The sequence below is a fragment of the Novosphingobium sp. 17-62-19 genome (genome assembly GCF_002256775.1).
Taxonomy (GTDB): Bacteria; Pseudomonadota; Alphaproteobacteria; order Sphingomonadales; family Sphingomonadaceae; genus Novosphingobium.
This window is the reverse complement of the sequence record NZ_NCII01000056.1, coordinates 1-21,416: the sequence shown is the minus strand read 5'-3', so window position 1 is coordinate 21,416 and position 21,416 is coordinate 1. Positions and strand designations below refer to the sequence as shown.

Genomic DNA, 21,416 nt, shown 5'->3' with positions numbered 1-21,416 from the left:
TGACCCGCCGACGTCGTTGCGGTGGCCTGTCTCGTCCAGCGTCAACTATGATGGCTGCACTGCCTCCGGAAGCAACGTGCTACGAAATGCGCGCTTACATCAAAACACCAAAAGCCATCGATCTGCCTGAGGTCAGCCGTGTGTAGTTGGCAAATCTCATTGAGCCGCATCCCAGTGAACAACCCGATGAGCGGAATCCAAAATCGAGCACGACGCGGACGAGATTTGCCTACTTTCGCATAATTGTGCTCATCGTCGCGGCACCCTCGATACAGGGGCGCATTGAAGATGCGGGTCAATTGCTGGATAGAAAATGGTCTGCGACGATCACGCCTGCTGGTTGAAGCGGCAACTCGAATGCCGCTGGCGGAATTGCGAGTGACCCATTCCTCACGAAGTGCCCAATTCAGGAGGACCGAAAGCTTGTTCATGTATTCGTTGATGTTCGCCACAGACATCGGCGCAATTCCCGTGGCAGCGGCATGTTCCGCAGCTTCGCGCGGCGTCATGGTTGGGAAGCGTTTGCGCGCATTAGACGGCAATCGTTGAATCACCGTCAGCAGGTCGCGGCATGCATCGCGACCTATATCGGCGATTAGCGTATCTGCGCCAAGTATGGTCGAGATCGTCGCAAATGTCGTTTTGTAGACAGCTTCACTTTTCGCGGTCAGAGATCGTGTTGGGTCATTCATGTATGCGGTGATCGTTTGACCCAGAGTCGGTTTTGCAACCTTCGGACTGGTATCAAGAACAACTGGAAATGAAGCTGTTAGCGAAGGTGGCGAAGCGATGACTGTCGATGTTTCGCTGGAACGCACACGCTCGAACTCAAGTTCGATCTCGTAAGCGATCTTCCTAACCGTCCGCAAAGCTTCGCTGAGAACCGATGTCCTCAACGATTGGCTCAGATGCGTCTTTCCCAACAGTGAAATGAGATCGTGAGGGACGCGAATCCGATACTGATAGACCGCACCCCTTCGCCAGAGGCCAGTAGGCCGTCTGTGCGACACTCGTGTGTTACAACCCTTAAGTGCGACACTTGTGTGTCACATTTTTGGGTAGACGATCCCTCAAGCGACTGTTTTTCGACGCTTTTATGAGAAATGGTGCCGCTTAGGTGATTCGAACACCTGACCCCATCATTACGAATGATGTGCTCTACCGACTGAGCTAAAGCGGCCTACCCTGTGGGCAGGGGCGGCGTTTAGCCATCGGTTGCGGGCTAGGCAAGGGTTTTTCCTCATCGAGATGCATGTTCAACTTGCGAGGCTTTCGCTCCAGTTGCGGATCGTTGAAACCATGGCCCTGCCGACTTGCTCCAGATCCTCCTCACCAATGGTCAGCGGGGGGGTGGTGTAGAGGATGTCGCGGAAGGGGCGCAGCCAGACGCCACGTTCGATGCAGGCAGCAGAGAGCTGGTCTGCCGGTGCGGGCCGATCAAGCTGCACCACTCCGATCGCGCCGCGCACGCGCACCTCCTTGACACCTGCAAGGCCGCGCAATGGGGCCAACAACTGCTCCAGCCGCACACCGATGTGCCGCGCCTGCGCCAGCCTTGGCTCCTGCTCGAACAGGTCCAGCGAGGCGTTTGCCGCAGCGCAGCCCATGGCGTTGCCCATATAGGTAGGACCGTGCATCAGCGCGTGCATCGGATCATCCGACAGAAAGCCGTCGTGAATGCGCGTGCTGGCGATAGTGGCCGCCAAAGGCAGCGTGCCGCCGGTAAGCGCCTTCGAGAGCGTTAAGATATCAGGCTGCACGTCGGCGATCTGACAGGCAAACATCGCATCGCCCAATCGGCCCAGTCCCACAAATATCTCGTCGAAGATCAACAGCAGATCGTGCTCATCGGCCAGCCTCCGCAAGGCTTGCAGCGTGAAGCTATCGTGGAACACCATGCCCCCAGCGCCCTGCACCAGTGGTTCTACCACGATTCCGGCCAGTTCGCCTTTGTGCCGTGCGATCACCTCACCCAGCGCCGCTTCGCCTGCGGCATCGCGCGGGAGATCAACCACGACTTGCTCCAGCAACGCGCCCTTGAACAGGCTGTGCATCCCCTCATCCGGGTCGCACACGCTCATTGTGGCGAAGGTATCCCCATGATATCCGCCGCGAAAACACAGGAACTTCACACGCCGCTGCCCGCGGTTGAGCCAGAACTGCCCTGCCATCTTCATCGCCACTTCCACCGCGACCGATCCCGAATCGCTGAAGAACACGTGGTTCAGGTCACCCGGCAGCAGCGCCGCCAGCCGCCTGGCCAGAACATAGGCCTGCTCATGCGCCAAACCCCCAAGCATGACGTGTGGCAAGGTCTGCAACTGCCGCTGCACCGCCTCCTCGATGTGGGGATGGCGATAGCCGTGAACGCAGGCCCACCAGCTGGAAATCCCATCCACCAGTTCACGCCCGTCCGCCAGCCGCAGCCGCGTGCCTTGCGCCGATACCACCGGCAGCGGTGGCCGCACCGTCTGCATCTGGGTATAGGGCAGCCACACATGGTTGCGCCCGGACGTGTACCAATCAGGAAGGTCGTTCATCCCCCTGCCCTGTCCTGCCTTGCGCCTGCGATCAAGCCTTTCGCTTGCCCCGAAAGGCCCAGCGCCCTGCATCTTCCCACGGCCCGCCGCGATAGTGGTGCAACGCAAGGCCGGCAAAAGCAAATTCACGAGGGTAGAATTCCGCCGCCAGCCGCTGTTGCAGCGCAATCGATTCGGCCCGCCGTACCTTGTTCTGCACCGTCACATGGAGGCGAGGTTTGCCACGGTCCTGCGCGGTCAGCATTCCGTGGAAATGCTCAGCAACCTCAGCGCGCAAATCAAGCATGGCAGGGCAATGGATACTGAAAGCGGTGCCACTGCCAAGATCCATCACGGTGTCGATCCGTGCAGAAACCGGAGAATGCTCGCCCGCCAGCCTGGCCAGCAACGCCTTCGCCTCACCCAGCACATTAAACGGCAGTGCGTGAAACAATGTCACATGGGCGGTGAGGTAATTTCGTTCAGGCGGAAAATGCGCCTTCCGCAGACGGTCTGCCCAGGCTTGTAAATCACCGGGCAACGTCGCCGTCACGATCAACGGCGCGCGATCTTCAGTAGAAATCATGCGCCTGCTTCGCACAAAGCAGACGAACTGTCAGACGCATATTGCCAGATTTATTGGAAAGTGCCCGAAAGGGCGGAGATGGGAACACTCGGCAAAACCGCAAATGCCTGCTTTCACAGGCGGCTCGGTACAGCCGCAATGTTCCCCGGATTCTGGGTAGAGCGAACTCTATCCCGGTGCCTCCGTAAAAAACCTTAGGAGTAACCTCTTAACAATGGAAGAACTTAGCCACCATTACGGACAAGATTTTCGCAGTTGCTCACAGATCGCCCCTCGCCTTGCGCAAGGCAAACCACTTTGCAACGTTGGCGTTGTGCTGCTGCAGCGTATCAGCGAAAACATGCCCACCTGTGCCATTGGCTACCATGAAAAGTGCTTCCGTTTCGGCAGGATCAAGCACGGCTGCGATTGATGCCCGCCCAGGATTGGTAATTGGTCCGTTCGGCAGGCCGACCATGGTATAAGTGTTGTACCCGTTCACTGCCTGAATTTCGGACTGGCGGATGCGCCGTCCCAGTGGTTTTCCCTTGGTAATCGGGTAGATGATCGTCGGGTCTGCCTGTAGCAACATCCCTTGGCGCACGCGGTTGGAATACAGCCCGGCCACCATGCGGCGCTCTTCGGGCTTTCCGGTTTCCTTCTCGACAATCGAGGCAAGGATCAGCGCTTCCTGCGGCGTCTTGGCCACCGTGCGCGGTGAGCGTTTGGCCCACAATTCCCCCAGCGTCTTGTCCATCGCTGCCTGCATACGCTTCAGCACCGCAGCACGGGCTTCACCCTTCTGCCAATCATAGCTGTCGGGCAAAACCGTACCTTCTCCGGGCGCTGACACAGGCCCGGTCAAATCCTTGTTCGCCATCAGCCGCTCGGCCACCATGATCGAAGGCATACCTTCGGGAATGGTGATGAGGCGGCGAATCACCTTGTCGCCCTTCAGGATTTCGAGAACTGTAGCCTCGCTCGCCCCTTTGGGGATCAGGAACGAACCCTTGCGGACTTCCGTCCCACCGCCCAGCAGCGACGCACGTAGCTTGAACAGCGTGGCCGATCGGATCGCACCTTGCTCTTCCAGATCGTCTGACAACACGCTCAGGCCCGCGCCCGCGCCGACATCGAACTCGATCTGCTGCTCAAGTGGCCCAGTCGAAACCCAGCCACCAGCCAGCCAGCCCAATGCGCCCACCACCAATAGAACCACCGCAAACAGCGGCAGCTTCGAACGACGACGGCGGGCCATTGATCTTGTCCTCAGTCTTCCAGCGCTTTGACGATGACGCTGGCGTTGGTGCCGCCAAACCCGAACGAATTGTTCAGTGCGGCGCGAACCTTGCGACGCTTGGCAGTATGCGGCACGAGGTCAACGCCTTCGGTGCCCTCATCGGGATTGTGCAGGTTCAGCGTTGGCGGCACGATCTGGTCACGAATGGCCAGGATGCAGAAGATTGCTTCCACTGCGCCTGCACCACCAAGCAAGTGACCGATGGCAGACTTGGTGCTGCTCATCGAAGCGCCCGAAAGGTCATCGCCCAGCACGCGCTTTACCGCTGCCAGTTCAATCGTATCGGCCATCGTCGAAGTGCCGTGTGCGTTGACATAGTCGATGTCACCTGCGGTCATCCCGGCCTTCTTCAGCGCCATGCGCATGGCCAGTTCCGCGCCCTTACCTTCGGGGTGCGGCGCGGTCACGTGGTAGGCATCGCCAGACAGGCCATAGCCGACGACTTCAGCATAGATCTTTGCACCGCGCGCCTTGGCGTGCTCGTATTCCTCAAGCACCACCACGCCCGCACCTTCGCCCATGACAAAGCCATCGCGGTCCTTGTCATAAGGCCGGCTCGCTTCGGTCGGGCGGTCATTATAGCTGCAGTTGAGCGCGCGAGCCTGTGCAAAGCCTGCCACGCCCAGCGGGTTGATCGTGCTTTCAGCCCCACCCGCCAGCATCACGTCGGCATCGCCGTCCTTGATCATACGCGCGGCATCGCCAATCGAGTGCGCCCCGGTGGAGCAGGCGGTGACGACCGCATGGTTCGGTCCCATCAGGCCGTACTTGATCGAAACCTGGCCCGAGATCAGGTTGATCAGGCGGCCATGCACGAAGTGCGGCGAAACGCGGCTCGGCCCTTTTTCTTTCAGGACAATCGATTCGCTTTCAATCCCCGGCAACCCGCCAATGCCCGAACCGATCGAGCATCCGGTGCGCGTCTTCAGGTCATCGTCCATGTCAGCAAGCCCGGCGTCTTCGATGGCCTGACCTGCAGCATCGATACCGAACACGATGAACGGATCGACCTGGCGCTGGATCTTGTGGTCAACGCGCTTGCCCGGATCGAAGCCGAACTCATGATCCGCAGGCTTCACCTCGCAGGCGATCTTGCACTTGTGATCGCTGGTATCGAACCTGGTGATTGGCCCCGCACCGCTTTTACCGGCGAGCAGGTTTTTCCAAACGGTTTCAACGTCCGCGCCCAGAGGGGTGACGAGGCCAAGTCCGGTTACGACGACACGACGCATTGAATTCTCCGGTAAATAAGCAAACAGGCCCAGCCCCTCGAAGAGGGCTGAGCCTGCCTAAGTCCACCCTGCCGGGAGCGCCACTTCTGGATTGGCGATGCCGCGACAGCCCTTCAACAAGCTCAGGGCAAAGGGGGATTTTGGGCGATCAGCCCTTGTTTTCGTCGATGTACTTGATCGCGTCCTGCACGGTCGAGATCTTCTCGGCCGCATCGTCGGGGATCTCGACGCCGAATTCTTCTTCGAACGCCATCACCAGTTCGACGATGTCGAGCGAGTCTGCGCCCAGATCATCGATAAAGCTGGCCTCTTCGGTGACCTTGTCGGCCTCGACGCCGAGGTGCTCGACAACAATCTTCTTAACGCGCTCGGCGGTATCGCTCATGGAATGCCCCTTCGAAGGAAAGCGTTGGAATTCTGGTTTCGGGTTTCGCCCTAATGAACGCGGGCCACGCTGGCAAGGGGTGGACTGTGGATCACCCCCAACACGCGCCCGTTCCGGCTCAACTCTTGGTCTGTTCAACCACGCGGACGTTCAGTTCGCGCAGCTGCTTCAAAGCCGCCGGTGAAGGCGCGCCCATCAGCAGGTCTTCGGCACGCTGGTTCATCGGGAACAGCGTGATTTCGCGCAGGTTCTGTGCGCCACAGATCAGCATGACCACGCGGTCAACGCCCGCTGCCATGCCACCGTGCGGCGGCGCGCCATACTGGAACGCGCGGTAAAGGCCGCCAAAGCGCTCTTCCACGTCTTCCTTGCTCAGGCCCACGATTTCAAACGCCTTGACCATTGTTTCGGGCGACTGGTTGCGGATCGAGCCGGACGCGATTTCATAGCCGTTGCACACCAGATCGTACTGGAAGGCGTTGATCGTCAGCGGGTCCTGATTGCACAGCGCATCCATCCCGCCCTGCGGCATCGAGAATGGGTTGTGGCTGAATTCGACCTTCTTGTTCTCCTCGTCCCATTCGTAGAACGGGAAGTCCACGATCCAGCACAGCTCGAAGCTGTCCTTGTCGATCAGGCCCAGCTGGTCGGCCACGCGGGTGCGCGCAGCCCCTGCCAGCTTTGCGGCCTGTTCGGCCTTACCAGCGGCGAAGAAGCAGCCGTCGTCGGGGCCAAGTCCCAGCTTGTCGAACAACACGGCCATCTTGTCGGCCCCGTGGTTCTTGGCAATCGGCCCGCCGAATTCACCGCCCTTGCGCGTGACGTAGCCAAGCCCTGCATGACCTTCGGCGCGCGCCCAATCGTTCATTTCATCGAAGAACTTGCGGCTCTTCTCCGCCGTGCCCGGTGCCGGGATTAGGCGAACAACGCCGCCGGTACCGACGATCTTCTCAAACAGGCCAAAACCGGACTGGGTGAACTCGTCCGAGACGTCGGAAATGATGATCGGGTTGCGCAGATCCGGCTTGTCCGACCCGTACTTCAGCATCGATTCCGCATAGGGAATGCGGGGGAAGCTGCCGGTCGGCGTAACCTTGCGACCATTAGCAAAGGCTTCAAACACCCCGCCGATCACCGGCTCCATCGTCTCCCACACTTCTTCCTGCGTGACGAAGCTCATCTCCAGATCGAGCTGGTAGAACTCGCCCGGCAGCCGATCAGCACGCGGATCTTCATCGCGGAAGCAAGGTGCGATCTGGAAGTAACGGTCAAAGCCAGCCACCATCAGCAGCTGCTTGTACTGCTGCGGCGCCTGCGGCAGCGCATAGAACTTGCCCGGATGGATGCGGCTCGGCACGAGGAAATCGCGCGCGCCTTCGGGGCTGGAAGCCGTCAGGATCGGCGTCGAATACTCGGTAAACCCAGCGCCTTCCATGCGGCGGCGCATGTCTGAAATGACCTTGGTGCGCGTCACGATATTGGCGTGGAGCGTCTCGCGCCGCAGATCGAGGAAGCGATAGCGCAGGCGGATATCCTCAGGATATTCCTGCTCGCCCGCCACCGGCATCGGCAGTTCTTCCGCAGCCGAAAGCACCGTCGCCCCACGCGCATAGACTTCGATCGCGCCGGTCGGCAGGTTCGGATTGACCGTGCCCTCTGACCGCGCCTTCACGGTGCCATCAATGGTCACCACCGATTCCACGCGAAGTCCTTCAAGGATCGCCAGCGCCGGGCTGTCCACGTCGGCCACGATCTGCGTCATGCCATAATGATCGCGCAGATCGACGAACAGCACGCCGCCATGATCGCGCTTGCGGTGCACCCAGCCCGAAAGGCGGACGGTCTGCCCGACATCGTCGCGCTTCAGGGCGCCACAGGTATGGGAACGATAAAGGTGCATCGAAACTCTTTCCAATCGGTCTGCAATCGGGCAGGGGAAACTCTCGCGGCTAACAGGCGATGGCCGCGGATTTGTCAAGCCACGGCCCTTCACGCTTAACAAGGCAGGGGGCCAAGGCGACGTCCCCGGCAGGGGGCACCACCGCGCCGCATGTTTCGCGCGCCATACAGAAAAGACCGATGAAGATACATCCCCTCATCACCACGACAGAAGCGCTCACCGATCTGTGCGAGCGTCTGGCCAAAGCCGATTTCATCACCGTCGACACCGAATTCATGCGTGAGAACACGTTCTGGCCGGAACTGTGCCTCGTCCAGATCGCCGATGACAAGGAAGCCGCCGCGATCGATCCGCTGGCTCCGGGTATCGACTTGAAGCCACTGCTCGACCTGATGTGCGACAATGAAGACGTGCTGAAAGTCTTCCACGCCGGTGGGCAGGATGTGGAAATCATCTACAACCTGACGGGCAAGACCCCGCACCCGATCTTCGATACGCAGATCGCGATGATGGCAGTCAGCCAGTCCGAACAGATCGGCTACTCCAACCTCGTCGAATCATGGCTCGGTCTCACCATCGATAAGGGCGCGCGCTTTACCGACTGGTCGCGCCGCCCCCTGACCGAACGCCAGATCGAATATGCCATCGGCGATGTCACCCACCTCTCCAAGATTTTCCCCAAGCTGCTCAAGCGCCTGATAAAGACCGGGCGCGGCGAATGGCTGGATATCGAGATGGAGAAGCTGGCCGACCCGGAGCATTACCGCGTCGATCTGGAAACCGCATGGCAGCGCATCCGCGCGCCCAGCCGTAACACCGCCGTCCTCGGCCGCCTCAAGGCCCTTGCCGCATGGCGCGAGCGGGAGGCGATGGACAAGAACATCCCGCGCGGCCGCATCATGCGCGATGAAACGCTGGCCGACATTGCCAGCCACCCCCCGCGCGATCAGGCAGACCTTGCCAAAGTGCGCGGCCTCTCCGCCGGATGGAAGGAAAACGACATCGGCCGCCGCCTGATGCAGACGCTCGCCGAGTCCAAGCCCATGACCGACGCGGAAATGCCTCCCAAGACACCGCGCGGCGCTCCGCTGGGCAAGGAAGGCGCCCTGGTTGCCGATCTGCTCAAGTTGCTACTGAAAATCCGCAGCCGCGAGATCGACATCGCTGCCCGCCTGCTCGCCCGGACAGACGATCTGGAACTGCTCGCCGCAGGACAGCGCAAGAACCTCGCCATCCTCGAAGGCTGGCGCTTCGAACAGTTCGGACGCGATGCGCTGGAACTGGTCGAAGGCAAGCTCGCCTTCGCGGTGGTGGGCGGCAAGCTCAAAATGGCGCACATCGATAACATCGCCGACAAGGACGAAGTCGTCGAAGTCGTCGTCCACGTCGACGAATGACCTCGAAATGAGCACCTACCTGCCCACGCTCAAGCAGCTGCAATACCTCGTCGCGCTGCACGAACACGGGCATTTCGGCCGCGCGGCTGATTCGTGCTTCGTCTCGCAATCCACCCTCTCGGCGGGCCTGCGCGAACTGGAATCACTGCTCGGCGTGGTACTGGTGGAACGCACCCGCCGCGTCGTCCGCTTCACCCCGCTCGGCAATCAAGTCGTCGCCAAGGCGCACCGCCTGCTGCGCGAGGCCGAGGAACTCTCCGAACTCGTCCAGAGCCACGGGGCACCCTTGGCAGGCGAATTGCGCATGAGCGTGATACCCACCATCGCCCCGTTCCTGCTCCCACGCATCCTCCCGCGCCTGCGCAAGGAACGCCCGCAGCTGAAGCTGTTCCTGCGTGAGGAACCGAGCGCTGCCGCCATCGAATCGCTGCACCATGGCCGCGCCGATTGCGTGCTGCTCGCCCTCCCCTACGCCACGGGCGAGGTCGAGGCGGAGCTCCTGTTCAAGGACGAACTGCTGGTCGCCTTCCCCAAGGATGATCCGCGCGATCCGCCCCCCACGATCACCGCCAGTATGATCGACGAAACGCGTCTGCTTCTGCTCGAAGACGGCCACTGCCTTAAAGAACACGCGCTGGCCGCCTGCAACCGCCCTGAAATGCGCGCCAGCGCCACGATGATCGGCACGTCCCTGCACACGCTGGTGCAGATGGTAGACAATGGCCTCGGCCTCACCATGCTCCCGCAAATGGCCATCGACGCAGGCATCCTCCACGACACCAACATCGTCGTCCGCCCCCTGACCGCCGACCACGCCTGGCGCGACATCGCGCTGGTCTGGCGTAGAAACAGTCCACGCGCCGAGGAATTCAGGATGCTGGCGGGCGAATTGCGGGCGGGTTAGCCCCCTTCCTCCTTACTGGAGGGAACCCGAGTTAGGGCCATTGTCGAACTAGCTATTGTGGCGCACCCTTCAACGTTGCTTACCCTGTGCGGCGTGAAGAAGGCCCCACCCCCTATGGCGATCAAACACGCCCGCGAGATGCGCCGCAATCCGACTGAAGCGGAAAAATCAATGTGGCGTCTTTTGCGTGTGTGCTTTCCAGAAGCACGTTTTCGCAGGCAGGTTCCAATCGCTCATGCCATCGTGGACTTCGCCAGTCATCGCGACCGCATCGTGATCGAAGTCGACGGTGGCCAACACAGTCCAGAAATGGATGCATGGCGCGATACGCAGGTCCGCAACGAAGGGTATCGCGTCCTGAGGTTTTGGAACAACGACGTTCTCGAAAATCCAGACGGTGTCGTACGAGTCATCGCTACGAACTTGCGCGCATCCCCCCTTCCCCCTTGATGGGGGAAGGATACGCAGGCTTGGCGGCTTGCCGTCTAGCCGAAGTTGGATGGGGGTGAAGCAAGGCCTGCGTCCGAAAATCACCCCCAACCAGCCTGCGCTAGCGAACAAGTTCGCAAGCTACGTCTTCCTTCCCCCATCAAGGGGGAAGAAAAACAGTCAATCCATGTGCTTCAAGCCCACGCGCAGGTAATCCCACCCGGTAATCACCGTCAGAACTGCCGCTGCCCACAGCGTTGTCAGCCCTACCGTATGCGGCACGTTCACCGAAATCCCGCCCACCGGCATCTGCCATCCGGGCAATGCCTGCCCCAGAATCAGCGCGCCCAGCGAGATCATCTGGAAAGTCGTCTTCCATTTTGCCAATCGGCTGACTGGCACTGAAACCCGCAACCCGCCCAGAAATTCGCGCAGGCCCGAAACCGCAATTTCACGCAGCAGAATCACCAGCCCGGCGATCACATGCATGTCGCCCACATAAGGCCCGCGCAGAATTCCTTGGGCGGTGAGCACCAGGATCACCGCCACAACCATGATCTTGTCGGCAATCGGATCGAGGAAAATCCCCAGCTTGCTCACCGCGCCCTGCGCACGGGCAAGGTAGCCGTCGAAATAGTCGGTTATCCCCATCAGGCAGTACACACCGAAGGCAAGGCCATAACCCAACCGCCATTCCGGCCACCACAGCAGCACCGCGAGCAAGGGGACAGTCACGATCCGTGACAGTGTGAGCAGGTTGGGCAGTGTCAACATCGAGGCTGGGCATAGCGCGCAATTGCGACAAACGGAATCGCAACATTCACGCCCTACCGCAGCAAACTTCAAAACTTCTTGCCCATGCCCCTTACCGGGCTAAGGGTGCGCACAACGGAAGATGTCGGCAAAGGGTTCATGACAACATCGACACATCTGGTGCGCACGCGCCGCTTCCTGCCATTGTTCGTCACCCAGCTTCTGGGGGCTTTCAACGACAATCTCTACAAGAACGCGATGGTCCTGTACGTGGTGTACAGCGTCTACAGTTCCGAAGCGGAAGAGGCGCGCTTTTCCGCAATCGCCTCGGGCCTGTTCATCCTGCCGTTCTTTCTGCTCTCCGCGCTCGCCGGGCAACTGGCCGACATGCGCGACAAGGCCAAAATCATTCGCGTCGTAAAGGCCTGCGAAATCGCGATCATGGTGGTCGGCGGCGCTGGCCTTGTCATGGCGTGGATGGGCATGGAAGTGGAAGCCATTGCCATCCCCCTGATGCTCGCTGCACTGCTGGCGATGGGCGTCCATTCCACGTTCTTTGGCCCGATCAAATATGCGATCCTGCCACAGCATCTGCACGACAATGAAGTCCTCGCTGGCACAGGACTGGTAGAGGCAGGCACCTATATCGCCATCCTTGCTGGCACGATTCTGGCAGGCTGGATACCGGTCGAAGTCGCCGCTGGTGGCGTCGTGCTCACCGCGCTGGTCGGCTATTTTTCCGGGCGGCAGGTGCCCCCTGCCCCACCGATGCAAGAAGCGCAGAAGATCGATTTCAACGTCTTCACGTCGTCCTGGCGGCTGATCCGCAACACCACGCGGCACCGTCAGGTGTTCATGGCCATCATCGCCATCAGCTTTTTCTGGACGGTCGGCACGGTATTGTTCATCCAGTTTCCGCCGCTTGCCAAGAACGTGCTCTATGCCAGCAAGGAAGTGGCTAGCCTGTTTTTAGTGATGTTCTCCGTCGGCATCGCTATTGGCTCGATGTCAATCAACGCGCTGCTCAAGGGCACCGTCTCGGCACGCTATTCGCCTGCATCGGTAATCGCGATGGGCGTGTTCGTCGTGGCCTTCTACATGGTGTGCAGGCTGTGGCCGGACATGCCAGAGCAGCAATTGATGGACGTCGCCACCTTCATCGTCCAGCCGCTGGCCATCCCGCTGCTGCTGTCGCTGCTGGGCATCGCGGTGGCGGGCGGCATGTTCGTAGTGCCGCTCTATGCGTTCCTCACCACGGTGGTCGACAAATCGGAAACCGCACGGACAATTGCCGCAAATAACATCGTCAATTCCGGCGCAATGGTGGTCGGCGCGCTGGTCGCAGGCGGTCTCAGCGGCTTAGGTGTTGCGCTGGTCGACCAACTCCTGCTTGGTGCGGCAATGTGCGTCGTGTCTGCATGGCTAGGCTGGCTGCTGTACAAGGCTGAAAGGGCCGCAAGAGCCGCATAGCTGGGAGTGGAGCAAGGCCCGCTTCACACCAATTCTCGTCACCCTGAACTTGTTTCAGGGTCCATCTATCGCCACACGCAGCAGCTTGATTGGCGAAATAGATCCTGAGCCGAAGGCCAGCGCAGCAAAACAAGTTCAAGATGACGGTCAAATTTGGGCTTCGCCACCTGCTGTGACGAAAAGGCTTGGAACTGCCCTTCAGGCGATAAACGCCATTACCGCCATGAAGCACGCGCAATAGGCAATTAGAAACTCGCGCACATCTTGCATAGTGATACGCTTGATATTGACCGGCTCAGACCGCACTTCCATTTCCCGCAGTCGCTCCTCGGCCCGGCGCATGGCGGCAATCACTTCCGGCTCCAGCTTGGGCAGTTCGCGCAGCGCGTGGCGCGGCAGCGATGCGCGGAATGAATGACGGGCGGTGCCATAAACGGCACCCGAAGCGGCGGTGGCAAGCGACCTGTTCATGACACCTGCTTAACGAATTATTCACCTTTAGGTATCCCGGCTTTCCCCCATTTTCGGGATCGTTCCAAGCCGGGACAGGTTGGCGTGCAGCGCTCAAACGCAAAGGGCCGCCCCTTATGGGACGGCCCTTTCTCCAACCGACGGGGAAGACTTTCCGCCAGTCGAAACTGTGTCAGTTCACGCTCAGACCTTGTCGCCCAGCGCGCCCTTGACCTTGCCCGCAACCTGCTGGGCTTCACCCTTGCGCTCCTGCGCAATGCCTTCGGCCTGCAGCTTCTGGTTGTCGGTTGCCTTGCCCACGGCCTGCTTGACGTTGCCGGCAGCTTCGTTGGCGAGGCCCTTGGCCTTGTCGGTCATTTCACCCACAGGGAATCTCCTTGATTTATCGGGCGAAACCTATCGCCCTCTCGGAGAATACTACGCCTGACAGGCCAATCCGGTTCCCGTCAGTCGACACCCGCCATCTTCAGAACCAGCGCCCACTCCTCCGGTCGCACTGCCCCCACCGACAGGCGAGACAGGCGGATCAAGTCCATGTTCTGCAATTCCGGCGTCGCCTTTACCTGCTTGAGCGTCACGGTCTGCGGCAGCTTCTTGACAGCTTTCACCTTAACCGCCGCCCACTTGCCTTCAGGGTCAGTCGGATCGATCAGCCCACCTTGGCTGATCACGATCACACCCACGATTTCGATCCCGATATTGGAATGATAGAAGAACGCCAGATCGCCCGGCTGCATCGTGCGCAGATTGCGCGCGGCCAGATGGTTGCGCACACCGTCCCACGTTCCCTCGCCCTCTGCCACAAGATCGTCCCAGCCATAGACGTCGGGCTCCGACTTCATCAGCCAGAGGTTGCGGTCAGTGGTGTCGGCCCAGTCGATTTCAGTAGCGTTGATTTTGGTCATGAAACCCCGCGAGAATCCCGTTAAGGCGGTTTCCATAGCGACAAATTTGCGAACTGGAACACCATGCCCCTCAAAACCCTCCCGGTGATCTCCTTGACCACCGCGCCCGATGCGCTTTCGCGCGAACTGGGCGAAAGCTTCCAGACCTTCGGCTTCGCGATGGTGAAAGATCACGGCATCGCCCCGGACCTGATCGCCCGCGCGTGGAAACTCACAGCCGAATTTTTCGCGCTGCCCGAGGACGAGAAGCGCAGCTACTACATCGAGGGCCTTGGCGGCGCGCGTGGTTACACGCCCTTCGGCACCGAAATCGCCAAGGGGGCAAAACGCCACGATCTCAAGGAGTTCTGGCACGTCGGCCGCGATCTCCCAGCCGATCATCCGCTCGCCGGCATGTCGATGTTCCCCAACATCTGGCCCACCCGCCCCGAAGGTTTCCGCGAGACGTTCGAGGAACTCTATGCGGAATTCGACCGCGTCGGCGCGCGCATTCTGGCACGGATTGCGGTTTGGCTTGGGCTGGACGAACACTGGTTCGATCCAGCGATCGAGGACGGAAACTCCGTGATGCGCCTGCTCCATTATCCGCCGCTACCCGCCGATGCGGAGCCTGGTGCGATTCGGGCGGGGGCGCATGAGGACATCAACCTGATCACGCTGCTACTCGGCGCAGAGGAAGCCGGGCTGGAATTGCGCACGAAATCAGGCGATTGGATCAGCGTTTCCCCACCTCAAGGCGCGCTGGCGGTCAACATCGGCGACATGCTGCAACGCCTGACGAATCACGTCCTGCCATCAACCACGCACCGCGTGCGCAACCCGGAAGGAGAGCGCGCGCAGCACAGCCGCTATTCGATGCCGTTCTTCCTGCACCTGCGCAGCGATTTCCGGTTTGAGACGCTGGCGCAGTGCATCACGGATGAGAATCCTGACCGCTATCCGGTGTCGATCACGGCGGACGATTACCTGCAGGAACGCCTGCGCGAAATTGGGCTGAAAAAGTAGCGTCAGCGCTGCACTCAAGGCGCGTTGTGGCGTCTTGAGTGCAGTTTGGTGTAGTTTAGGTGCATTTAGGTGCACATCGGGAATCAACGCCAAGACACGCGCCCCAAACGCAAAAAGGCCACCCGAAGGCGGCCTTTTGGAGGGAAATGGTGGAGCCTAGCGGGATCGAACCGCTGACCTCCTGCATGCCATGCAGGCGCTCTCCCAGCTGAGCTAAGGCCCCATATTTCCAACAGCCTCCCGTGGGAAGAAGGCTGTTCCGGCGGGTCTATCTCGCCGGGAGCCGCGCCTCTAAGGGAGAGTGCCCGGACTGGCAAGACGAAAAAACCGCCTGCGGAAATTTTTCGGAGCCGACCCGGAAGATCGGCTCCGAAATGAATCAAACTTCGTCGTCGTCGCCGCTCTTGCCGGGCACGCCAAGATCGTCGTCACCGCCAAGGTCAACATCATTGTCGGGCGAATCGCCATCGTCGTCGATGTCAATATCTTCGTCGGCCAGATCGACGTCAGGCGCGACATCGGCCTTCTCCTTCTGGATCTCCTCATAGGGGATCGGCTGCTTCGACTTCAGCACCGGCTCGGCGGTCCAGGTGTACTTGCATTCGACGCAGGTGATCGGGTCGGTTTTGCCCAGATCGTAGAAGCGGGTGCCACACTTCGGACAACCGTGCTTGGTGCCCCATTCCGGCTTGACCATGAAACTTCCTCAAGACTGGCCCGGCGCTGAAGGATTTCGCGCGGGCGGAGAAACTGCACACTTGATGGGTCCGCGCATCCACGGAATCAAGAGAGCGCGCGCCTTGCCATAGCGGCGCGCTGCTGTCAAAAGCCGCGCGCTTTATCCGCCCTCCCCGATCCGAAAGACCCAACGTGTCCTCACACGATCCCGCTGAAATGCGCCCCCGCCGCTTCACCGCCTCCGGCCCGCTGACCGGGCGAATTCGCGTGCCGGGCGACAAGTCGATCAGCCACCGCTCTATCATGCTGGGCGCGCTGGCGGTGGGTGAGACGCGGGTGACGGGGCTGCTGGAGGGCGAGGACGTGCTGTCCACCGCCGCCGCCATGCGCGCGATGGGCGCGACGATTGAGCGCGATGCAGACGGCATGTGGCACGTGCATGGCGTGGGTGTGGGCGGACTGCTGCAACCGCATGTGGCGCTCGACATGGGCAATTCGGGCACATCGACGCGGCTGCTGATGGGGCTGGTCGCCACGCATCCGATCACCGCGACATTCGTGGGCGATGGTTCGCTGTCCAAACGACCGATGGGGCGCGTGATCGATCCGCTCTCCACCATGGGCGCGGAATTTACTGCCAGCCCCGGCGGGCGGCTCCCCCTCACCCTGCGCGGCATTTCTCCTGCAGTGCCGATCGCATACCGGCTGCCGGTGGCATCGGCGCAAGTGAAGAGCGCCATCTTGCTGGCCGGACTGAACACGCCGGGAATCACCACGGTGATCGAACCAATCCCCACCCGCGACCATTCGGAGCGGATGCTGCGCGGGTTTGGTGCGGAGTTGACGGTGGATATTGCCGATGACGGCGCGCGGGTGATCCGTGTGCGCGGTGAGGCGGAACTTAAGCCGCAGGACATCGTGGTGCCGGGCGATCCATCGTCTGCCGCGTTTTTTGTGGTGGCCGCGCTGCTGGTCGAAGGGTCTGATCTTGTGGTGGAAAACGTCGGGCTGAACCCCACGCGCGCCGCGCTGTTCGATGTGCTGCGGCTGATGGGCGGGAGCATTGAGGAACTGGACCGGCGCGATGTGGGTGGTGAGCCGGTGGCCGACCTGCGTGTGCGCCATTCGCTGCTGACCGGCATCGCTGTGGACCCTGCCGTGGTGCCGAGCATGGTGGACGAATTCCCGGTGCTGTTCGTGGCCGCCGCGCTCGCCAAGGGCCGCACCGTGACCACCGGGCTGGAAGAACTGCGTGTGAAGGAAAGCGACCGGATCAGCGCAATGCGCGCCGCGCTGGAACTGGCAGGCGCGACCGTGACCGAGACCGAGGACGGCCTCATTATCGATGGCACGGGCGGCGATCCGCTGCACGGCACGGCAGACGGCGCAAGCGTGGTGACGCACCTTGACCACCGCATTGCGATGGCGATGGCGATTGCCGGAATCGCCAGCAAGCGCGGCGTGGAAGTGGACGACACGCGGCCCATCGCCACCAGCTTTCCGGTGTTCGAAAGCCTGCTGGCCAGTGTTCGACCTGAAGGCGCAGCAGCAGCGTGATCGACGGAACGCTTGCCAATATCGTCGGGTTTTGCGGGACGGCGTGCATCGTGCTCGCCTATGCCTATGTCACCAAGGTGGAGCGGCCCAATCCGTTTGTGCAGCATGGCGTCAACCTGCTGGGCGCGGCATTGTTGACGGTATCGCTGCTGGTCCACATGAACCCGGCTTCGTTCGTGCTGGAATTCTTCTGGGCGGCGATTGCCATCTGGGGGTTGGTTAAAGCGCTGCGGGCGCGGAGAGACAAGCAATGATCATCGCCGTGGACGGCCTGACCGCTTCGGGCAAAGGCACCATCGCCAAGGCGCTGGCCGCGCATTTCGGCCTGCCACATCTGGACACCGGGCTGCTCTACCGCGCGGTGGGGCGGCAGGTTTTCCTGAGCGGCGGCAATCCCGATGATGCCCACGCTGCGCTGGCGGCGTGCGGCTTTCCCGAAAGCCTGCTGGACGATCCCGAACTGCGCAGCGAAGAAACCGGCGGCTATGCCAGCCGCGTTTCGGTGCATCCAGCGGTGCGCGCGGCGCTGCTGGCGCGGCAGCAGGCCTTCGCGAACCAGCCCGGCGGCGCGGTGCTGGACGGCCGCGACATCGCCACCGTGATCGCCCCTCACGCCGACGCCAAGCTGTTCGTCACCGCCAGCGTAAGCGCGCGCGCGATGCGGCGCTGGGCGGAGATGAAAGGCCTGGGCAAGGACGTGGCGCGCGAGGCAATTGAGGCTGATCTGGCAGAACGCGATGAGCGTGACCGGAACCGGGCGGAGGCTCCATTGCGGCAGGCTGTGGGTTCGGCGTTGCTGGATACGTCGAATTTGACGCGGGAGATGGCGGTGGCGACGGCTGTTGCGCTGGTGGAGAAGCAGGTGGCGCGGGGGTGATGTAATGCGCTGACGCGCAGACCCACCCCCAACCCCTCCCGCCTGCGGGAGGGGGGAAATGAACGCTGCGTCTCGCCCTTCTTCTGCGCCCTCCCGCAGGCGGGAGGGCCGCGAGACTTGCGCTTTCGCAGAAAGCGTTAGTCGCAGCGGGGTGGGTTTGCGACGATGGCTACTTAAAACCAGCCTCGCGCTGATGGCGGATGGCAAGAACGGTCACAACATCACCGTCCACCCGATAACGTGCAACATACCCGCTATCCCCGAAGTCGATCACCCACTCGCGGAAGTCCTCGGGAAGGTCATCCACCATGCGGCCAATGTGTGGATGGCTTCCCAAAAGCTTGACGCTGCGAACGATGGCCTCACCTGCGCGGCGGGCAGCATCCGCGCTTTTCGGCTGCAGAAAATCCCGAAGCCGCCGAAGGTCACGGATTGCTGCAGTGGAATAAATTATTTGTGGCATTCGGGCGCAGGCAACTCATTGTCGGAACCCCAGCTTGCCAGCCATTTTTCGACCTCGTCAGCCGTAGCGTGCAGGCCAGTCGCCTGAAATTCATCCCACGCCTTCAGCGTGTCCTGACGAAAGGACTCCCGCTTTTCCTCACGCTCGACATATTGCGCGATGGCCTCACGCATAATCCAGTGGGACGTGCGGCGGCGGGTCTGGGCAAGCTGCTGGACACGGCCTTTAAGCGCGTCATCGAGCTTGATGGATGTGACAGCGGGCATTGGCGAGCCTTTAGTAGCGCTAGGTATTACCCTTCGATACTACATCAAGCTGGTAACGATGTCCACCGGACTTGCCCATCCACCACCACCATCCAACCGCATGTAATGCCGTAGAAAAGTCCTTCCTACAGCAGGTTGTTGACGACATATGGAGAACATTACGGTAGGTAAACAAATTATCGTGGGCAGGAGGCGGAGTTCAATGCAGTTCTATGAAACCTTAGCTGCGTGCGAACAGATTGAAATTAGAGTGAAAAAGCGTCGCAATAGAGCAGTAGTATCATTCTGTGCCGGTGCTGGATTGCTTTATATGAGCGCGTTGATCTGGACACCTTGGCAAAGCGGCCTTGAAAGCCATCCAGTTTTGACCAGCATTCTAACTGTTGCCTTCGGGTCAGTGTGCATCTTGTTTTTGGGACGTGCAGAACAGCGGCGCTATCAAACCTTCATCGATCAACAGCAACATATCGTTGCTGCTATGGCAGTCACAGAGTCGAAACCTCTTAAGGCTGCAATAGACCGCCTCAGCCAAGAAAAGACATCTTCCGGAGATGCCAGCGCTTACTTGCAGATATGGGCACCGATGCTGGATCAGCATCTTAATGACCTGCTCGACAAGGAGGCCAAAGAAGAACGCGAAGCCAGGATTGCGCAGCTTTGTCGAGACGCCGATCAATTGGTGAAGTCTGCAATCCGGCGGCGGCACGAAGCATTGCCTGAGGTCAAGGCCAAGATGCGGCTTGAGGAAGAGCTTCCCCATTTGCGTCGCCTCGTTCAGGAGGCGGACACCCAGTTCAAATCCGCGTTAGACAAGCGCAAGCTAAAATGGTGGTTGATGCTAACGCGCAATCGGAGCGCGCTTGAGGAAGTTGAGCGTCAAATACTGGCGCTTGAGACCGCACTGGAGAAACTGAACACATCGCCAACCGTCATCATAGCTGAAGAGCAATATCGCGAATTCAAAGCGATCGTTGACCGAAGAGTGGCACAGGCCAAAATGGCTGCAATCCAAGCAATTCCCGATAGTCGCGACATCCTTTTCGCACCGGACCACGCTCTCACCGCTGGCTTATTCGCAGGAGTTGCAGCCGGTGCAGGATCGTTGGTTCATGACGTCATCCAAGCCGGGAGCGTTTTCGATTCACTTCGTGAAGTGAATGGCAATTTCGCTGGCATGACTGACTTCGAAATTTGGCAGGAGGCTCTTGCCATGCCAACCGAATCTTTGATTGGTCTGGCGTCGTTGACCAAGGGCGCTTATTTTGAAAAGCTGGTCGAACGAGATTTTGGCGGCGAAAGGTTTGCAAATTTCAATCACCCCGACACCGACATTGTCATCGACGGGGTAGCAATCCAGATCAAAGCTACCGACAGCGTCAGCTACATCAACAGCGTCGAAGATCACATCCCCATCATTACAACGTCCGAAGTTGCGCAGAAGACCGATGCTATCGATGGCGGATTTTCGGACGAGGAACTGTCTGAAGCCATTGATCTGGCGCTGGGCGGAACTGTTATCGACATAGGCAATGCTGTTTTGGATGGCGTTGCTTCCGGCATTGGCGGTGTCGGCATCGTCGCAATCCTTGCAGGATCGCATAGTGCGTGGAAATCATATCAAAACAACGGTGATGCCATTGCTGCGTTAGGTGTTGGCTTACAAACGACGGCTGTCAGGACCGCCCGATCCACAGTCAATCTTGTCGAAATAGTCTATCGAGGTTCGGCGGCAGTTGTCGCTTCAAAGCCTGTGCAGTTCGTAACAAAGACGGTTCAAGCGGGCTTGAAGGCCACCCATAGCAAGATGAACGAACAGTCGAAAGATCGGACGCAAGCCAACTCCCTCACTCATCGTAGCGGGCCAGTTAAGCGACCATCATAGAACGTACCGCGTTTACCGGCACCCCCATTTTCCTTGCTTTTCCCGACCCATGCGCCTAAGCGCCGCCCATCTGCGCAGGCTCACGCCCGCTCGGATGCCTCCGCCAGCGTTCGGCTTCGGGGGCGGTTCGGCCCTTTTTGGCCCACGGTTCGCATGGTGCGGGGCGTGGAGGAAAGACCGGCGGAAACAACCGCCTGGCCGGTATATTTGTTACAGGAAGCTTGATTAATGGCTACCAACCCGTCGCGCGACGATTTTGCCGCGCTGCTTGACGAATCGCTTGGCGGAGCCGCCAACGGTGGCTTTGAAGGCCGCGTCGTCAAGGGCACCATCACTGCCATCGAAAACGACAAGGCCGTCATCGACGTAGGCCTGAAGAGCGAGGGCCGCGTTGCCCTGCGCGAATTCGCCTCGCCCGGCCAGCCGCACGGCCTTTCGGTCGGCGATGAAGTGGAAGT

General features: G+C 60.3%; 24 protein-coding genes and 2 tRNA genes. 10 read left to right on the top strand and 16 right to left on the bottom strand.

The annotated features are described in order from the left end of the window. Window positions 1-41: 41 nt before the first annotated feature. From B7X90_RS11500 to aspS, 8 genes are all read right to left on the bottom strand, one after another. Window positions 42-1,010 (bottom strand): DUF6538 domain-containing protein, encoded by a 969-nt coding sequence (locus tag B7X90_RS11500; protein ID WP_366409686.1) that lies wholly within the window; start codon window positions 1,008-1,010, stop codon window positions 42-44. Between the two features lie 94 nt (window positions 1,011-1,104). Further along, window positions 1,105-1,180 (bottom strand) — tRNA-Thr (locus B7X90_RS11495). A gap of 76 nt (window positions 1,181-1,256) precedes the next feature. After that, a complete protein-coding gene (locus tag B7X90_RS11490; RefSeq protein ID WP_292624582.1) occupies window positions 1,257-2,540 on the bottom strand; it encodes an adenosylmethionine--8-amino-7-oxononanoate transaminase in 1,284 nt (427 codons plus the stop codon). Window positions 2,541-2,571: 31 nt separating this feature from the next. Beyond that, complete coding sequence (locus tag B7X90_RS11485) at window positions 2,572-3,105, bottom strand: 2'-5' RNA ligase family protein (protein WP_292624580.1); 534 nt, start codon at window positions 3,103-3,105, stop codon at window positions 2,572-2,574. 259 nt (window positions 3,106-3,364) lie between these two features. Then, window positions 3,365-4,342, bottom strand: a complete 978-nt coding sequence (mltG, locus tag B7X90_RS11480; RefSeq protein ID WP_292624579.1) for an endolytic transglycosylase MltG — start codon at window positions 4,340-4,342, stop codon at window positions 3,365-3,367. 11 nt (window positions 4,343-4,353) lie between these two features. Further along, window positions 4,354-5,616: a beta-ketoacyl-ACP synthase II gene (gene fabF / locus B7X90_RS11475; protein WP_292624578.1), complete on the bottom strand. Its 1,263-nt coding sequence runs from the start codon at window positions 5,614-5,616 to the stop codon at window positions 4,354-4,356. A 148-nt stretch (window positions 5,617-5,764) separates the two neighbouring features. Further along, window positions 5,765-6,001: an acyl carrier protein gene (locus B7X90_RS11470; protein ID WP_292624576.1), complete on the bottom strand. Its 237-nt coding sequence runs from the start codon at window positions 5,999-6,001 to the stop codon at window positions 5,765-5,767. Window positions 6,002-6,119: 118 nt separating this feature from the next. Next, window positions 6,120-7,901: an aspartate--tRNA ligase gene (aspS, locus tag B7X90_RS11465; protein ID WP_292624573.1), complete on the bottom strand. Its 1,782-nt coding sequence runs from the start codon at window positions 7,899-7,901 to the stop codon at window positions 6,120-6,122. A gap of 179 nt (window positions 7,902-8,080) precedes the next feature. On the opposite strand from aspS, the gene rnd reads away from it, so the two are divergent. From rnd to B7X90_RS11450, 3 genes are all read left to right on the top strand, one after another. Continuing rightward, window positions 8,081-9,298: a ribonuclease D gene (gene rnd / locus B7X90_RS11460; RefSeq protein WP_292624572.1), complete on the top strand. Its 1,218-nt coding sequence runs from the start codon at window positions 8,081-8,083 to the stop codon at window positions 9,296-9,298. A 7-nt stretch (window positions 9,299-9,305) separates the two neighbouring features. Beyond that, window positions 9,306-10,202, top strand: a complete 897-nt coding sequence (locus tag B7X90_RS11455; RefSeq protein ID WP_292624570.1) for a hydrogen peroxide-inducible genes activator — start codon at window positions 9,306-9,308, stop codon at window positions 10,200-10,202. A gap of 114 nt (window positions 10,203-10,316) precedes the next feature. Then, window positions 10,317-10,652 carry an endonuclease domain-containing protein gene (locus B7X90_RS11450; RefSeq protein WP_292624568.1) on the top strand — a complete coding sequence of 112 codons (336 nt, stop codon included), beginning with the start codon at window positions 10,317-10,319 and terminating at the stop codon, window positions 10,650-10,652. Window positions 10,653-10,811: 159 nt separating this feature from the next. Here B7X90_RS11450 and pgsA read toward each other — a convergent pair whose 3' ends face one another. Then, complete coding sequence (gene pgsA, locus B7X90_RS11445) at window positions 10,812-11,405, bottom strand: CDP-diacylglycerol--glycerol-3-phosphate 3-phosphatidyltransferase (RefSeq protein WP_292624566.1); 594 nt, start codon at window positions 11,403-11,405, stop codon at window positions 10,812-10,814. Between the two features lie 138 nt (window positions 11,406-11,543). Here pgsA and B7X90_RS11440 point away from each other — a divergent pair, with 138 nt between their 5' ends. Next, the gene (locus B7X90_RS11440) at window positions 11,544-12,854 is read left to right on the top strand and encodes an MFS transporter (protein WP_292624565.1); all 1,311 of its coding nucleotides are present in this window, start codon (window positions 11,544-11,546) and stop codon (window positions 12,852-12,854) included. 198 nt (window positions 12,855-13,052) lie between these two features. Here the strand turns inward: B7X90_RS11440 and B7X90_RS11435 are convergent, their stop codons facing one another. The 3 genes from B7X90_RS11435 to B7X90_RS11425 all read right to left on the bottom strand — a co-directional run bounded on the left by B7X90_RS11435 (window position 13,053) and on the right by B7X90_RS11425 (window position 14,230). Further along, window positions 13,053-13,325, bottom strand: a complete 273-nt coding sequence (locus B7X90_RS11435) for a hypothetical protein (RefSeq protein ID WP_292624563.1) — start codon at window positions 13,323-13,325, stop codon at window positions 13,053-13,055. A 183-nt stretch (window positions 13,326-13,508) separates the two neighbouring features. Further along, window positions 13,509-13,691 carry a CsbD family protein gene (locus B7X90_RS11430; RefSeq protein WP_292624561.1) on the bottom strand — a complete coding sequence of 61 codons (183 nt, stop codon included), beginning with the start codon at window positions 13,689-13,691 and terminating at the stop codon, window positions 13,509-13,511. Between the two features lie 80 nt (window positions 13,692-13,771). Next, complete coding sequence (locus tag B7X90_RS11425) at window positions 13,772-14,230, bottom strand: EVE domain-containing protein (protein WP_292624559.1); 459 nt, start codon at window positions 14,228-14,230, stop codon at window positions 13,772-13,774. A gap of 63 nt (window positions 14,231-14,293) precedes the next feature. On the opposite strand from B7X90_RS11425, the gene B7X90_RS11420 reads away from it, so the two are divergent. Continuing rightward, window positions 14,294-15,235: a 2-oxoglutarate and iron-dependent oxygenase domain-containing protein gene (locus B7X90_RS11420; RefSeq protein WP_292624558.1), complete on the top strand. Its 942-nt coding sequence runs from the start codon at window positions 14,294-14,296 to the stop codon at window positions 15,233-15,235. 147 nt (window positions 15,236-15,382) lie between these two features. Here the strand turns inward: B7X90_RS11420 and B7X90_RS11415 are convergent. Continuing rightward, a tRNA-Ala gene (locus B7X90_RS11415) sits at window positions 15,383-15,458 on the bottom strand. Window positions 15,459-15,614: 156 nt separating this feature from the next. Further along, window positions 15,615-15,932 (bottom strand): TIGR02300 family protein, encoded by a 318-nt coding sequence (locus B7X90_RS11410; RefSeq protein ID WP_292624557.1) that lies wholly within the window; start codon window positions 15,930-15,932, stop codon window positions 15,615-15,617. 197 nt (window positions 15,933-16,129) lie between these two features. On the opposite strand from B7X90_RS11410, the gene aroA reads away from it, so the two are divergent. From aroA to B7X90_RS11395, 3 genes are read left to right on the top strand one after another with little or no spacing between them, the layout of a single operon-like run. Beyond that, the gene (aroA, locus tag B7X90_RS11405; RefSeq protein ID WP_292624585.1) at window positions 16,130-17,470 is read left to right on the top strand and encodes a 3-phosphoshikimate 1-carboxyvinyltransferase; all 1,341 of its coding nucleotides are present in this window, start codon (window positions 16,130-16,132) and stop codon (window positions 17,468-17,470) included. After that, window positions 17,467-17,724 carry a permease gene (locus tag B7X90_RS11400; RefSeq protein ID WP_292624555.1) on the top strand — a complete coding sequence of 86 codons (258 nt, stop codon included), beginning with the start codon at window positions 17,467-17,469 and terminating at the stop codon, window positions 17,722-17,724. Before aroA ends, B7X90_RS11400 begins: the two co-directional genes overlap by 4 nt. Continuing rightward, complete coding sequence (locus tag B7X90_RS11395; protein WP_292624553.1) at window positions 17,721-18,347, top strand: d(CMP) kinase; 627 nt, start codon at window positions 17,721-17,723, stop codon at window positions 18,345-18,347. Before B7X90_RS11400 ends, B7X90_RS11395 begins: the two co-directional genes overlap by 4 nt. Window positions 18,348-18,516: 169 nt before the next feature. Here the strand turns inward: B7X90_RS11395 and B7X90_RS11390 are convergent, their stop codons facing one another. After that, window positions 18,517-18,810 (bottom strand): type II toxin-antitoxin system RelE/ParE family toxin, encoded by a 294-nt coding sequence (locus tag B7X90_RS11390; protein WP_292624551.1) that lies wholly within the window; start codon window positions 18,808-18,810, stop codon window positions 18,517-18,519. Continuing rightward, window positions 18,798-19,076, bottom strand: a complete 279-nt coding sequence (locus tag B7X90_RS11385) for a CopG family ribbon-helix-helix protein (RefSeq protein WP_292624549.1) — start codon at window positions 19,074-19,076, stop codon at window positions 18,798-18,800. Before B7X90_RS11385 ends, B7X90_RS11390 begins: the two co-directional genes overlap by 13 nt. 202 nt (window positions 19,077-19,278) lie before the next feature. On the opposite strand from B7X90_RS11385, the gene B7X90_RS11380 reads away from it, so the two are divergent. Beyond that, window positions 19,279-20,958 (top strand): hypothetical protein, encoded by a 1,680-nt coding sequence (locus B7X90_RS11380; protein ID WP_292624547.1) that lies wholly within the window; start codon window positions 19,279-19,281, stop codon window positions 20,956-20,958. A 228-nt stretch (window positions 20,959-21,186) separates the two neighbouring features. After that, on the top strand, window positions 21,187-21,416 hold a 230-nt coding region (locus tag B7X90_RS11375), incomplete at its 3' end, for a S1 RNA-binding domain-containing protein (RefSeq protein ID WP_292624545.1).

Coding starts and splice junctions, on each gene's coding strand:
- pgsA (WP_292624566.1), bottom strand. CDS start 11,405: ATGTTGACACTGCCCAACCTGCTCACACTGTCACGGATCGTGACTGTC.
- aroA (WP_292624585.1), top strand. CDS start 16,130: ATGCGCCCCCGCCGCTTCACCGCCTCCGGCCCGCTGACCGGGCGAATT.
- mltG (WP_292624579.1), bottom strand. CDS start 4,342: ATGGCCCGCCGTCGTCGTTCGAAGCTGCCGCTGTTTGCGGTGGTTCTA.
- B7X90_RS11490 (WP_292624582.1), bottom strand. CDS start 2,540: ATGAACGACCTTCCTGATTGGTACACGTCCGGGCGCAACCATGTGTGG.
- B7X90_RS11425 (WP_292624559.1), bottom strand. CDS start 14,230: ATGACCAAAATCAACGCTACTGAAATCGACTGGGCCGACACCACTGAC.
- fabF (WP_292624578.1), bottom strand. CDS start 5,616: ATGCGTCGTGTCGTCGTAACCGGACTTGGCCTCGTCACCCCTCTGGGC.
- B7X90_RS11380 (WP_292624547.1), top strand. CDS start 19,279: ATGCAGTTCTATGAAACCTTAGCTGCGTGCGAACAGATTGAAATTAGA.
- B7X90_RS11395 (WP_292624553.1), top strand. CDS start 17,721: ATGATCATCGCCGTGGACGGCCTGACCGCTTCGGGCAAAGGCACCATC.
- B7X90_RS11410 (WP_292624557.1), bottom strand. CDS start 15,932: ATGGTCAAGCCGGAATGGGGCACCAAGCACGGTTGTCCGAAGTGTGGC.
- B7X90_RS11390 (WP_292624551.1), bottom strand. CDS start 18,810: ATGCCACAAATAATTTATTCCACTGCAGCAATCCGTGACCTTCGGCGG.
- B7X90_RS11435 (WP_292624563.1), bottom strand. CDS start 13,325: ATGAACAGGTCGCTTGCCACCGCCGCTTCGGGTGCCGTTTATGGCACC.
- B7X90_RS11420 (WP_292624558.1), top strand. CDS start 14,294: ATGCCCCTCAAAACCCTCCCGGTGATCTCCTTGACCACCGCGCCCGAT.
- B7X90_RS11450 (WP_292624568.1), top strand. CDS start 10,317: ATGGCGATCAAACACGCCCGCGAGATGCGCCGCAATCCGACTGAAGCG.
- rnd (WP_292624572.1), top strand. CDS start 8,081: ATGAAGATACATCCCCTCATCACCACGACAGAAGCGCTCACCGATCTG.
- B7X90_RS11440 (WP_292624565.1), top strand. CDS start 11,544: ATGACAACATCGACACATCTGGTGCGCACGCGCCGCTTCCTGCCATTG.
- B7X90_RS11485 (WP_292624580.1), bottom strand. CDS start 3,105: ATGATTTCTACTGAAGATCGCGCGCCGTTGATCGTGACGGCGACGTTG.
- B7X90_RS11455 (WP_292624570.1), top strand. CDS start 9,306: ATGAGCACCTACCTGCCCACGCTCAAGCAGCTGCAATACCTCGTCGCG.
- B7X90_RS11385 (WP_292624549.1), bottom strand. CDS start 19,076: ATGCCCGCTGTCACATCCATCAAGCTCGATGACGCGCTTAAAGGCCGT.
- aspS (WP_292624573.1), bottom strand. CDS start 7,901: ATGCACCTTTATCGTTCCCATACCTGTGGCGCCCTGAAGCGCGACGAT.
- B7X90_RS11470 (WP_292624576.1), bottom strand. CDS start 6,001: ATGAGCGATACCGCCGAGCGCGTTAAGAAGATTGTTGTCGAGCACCTC.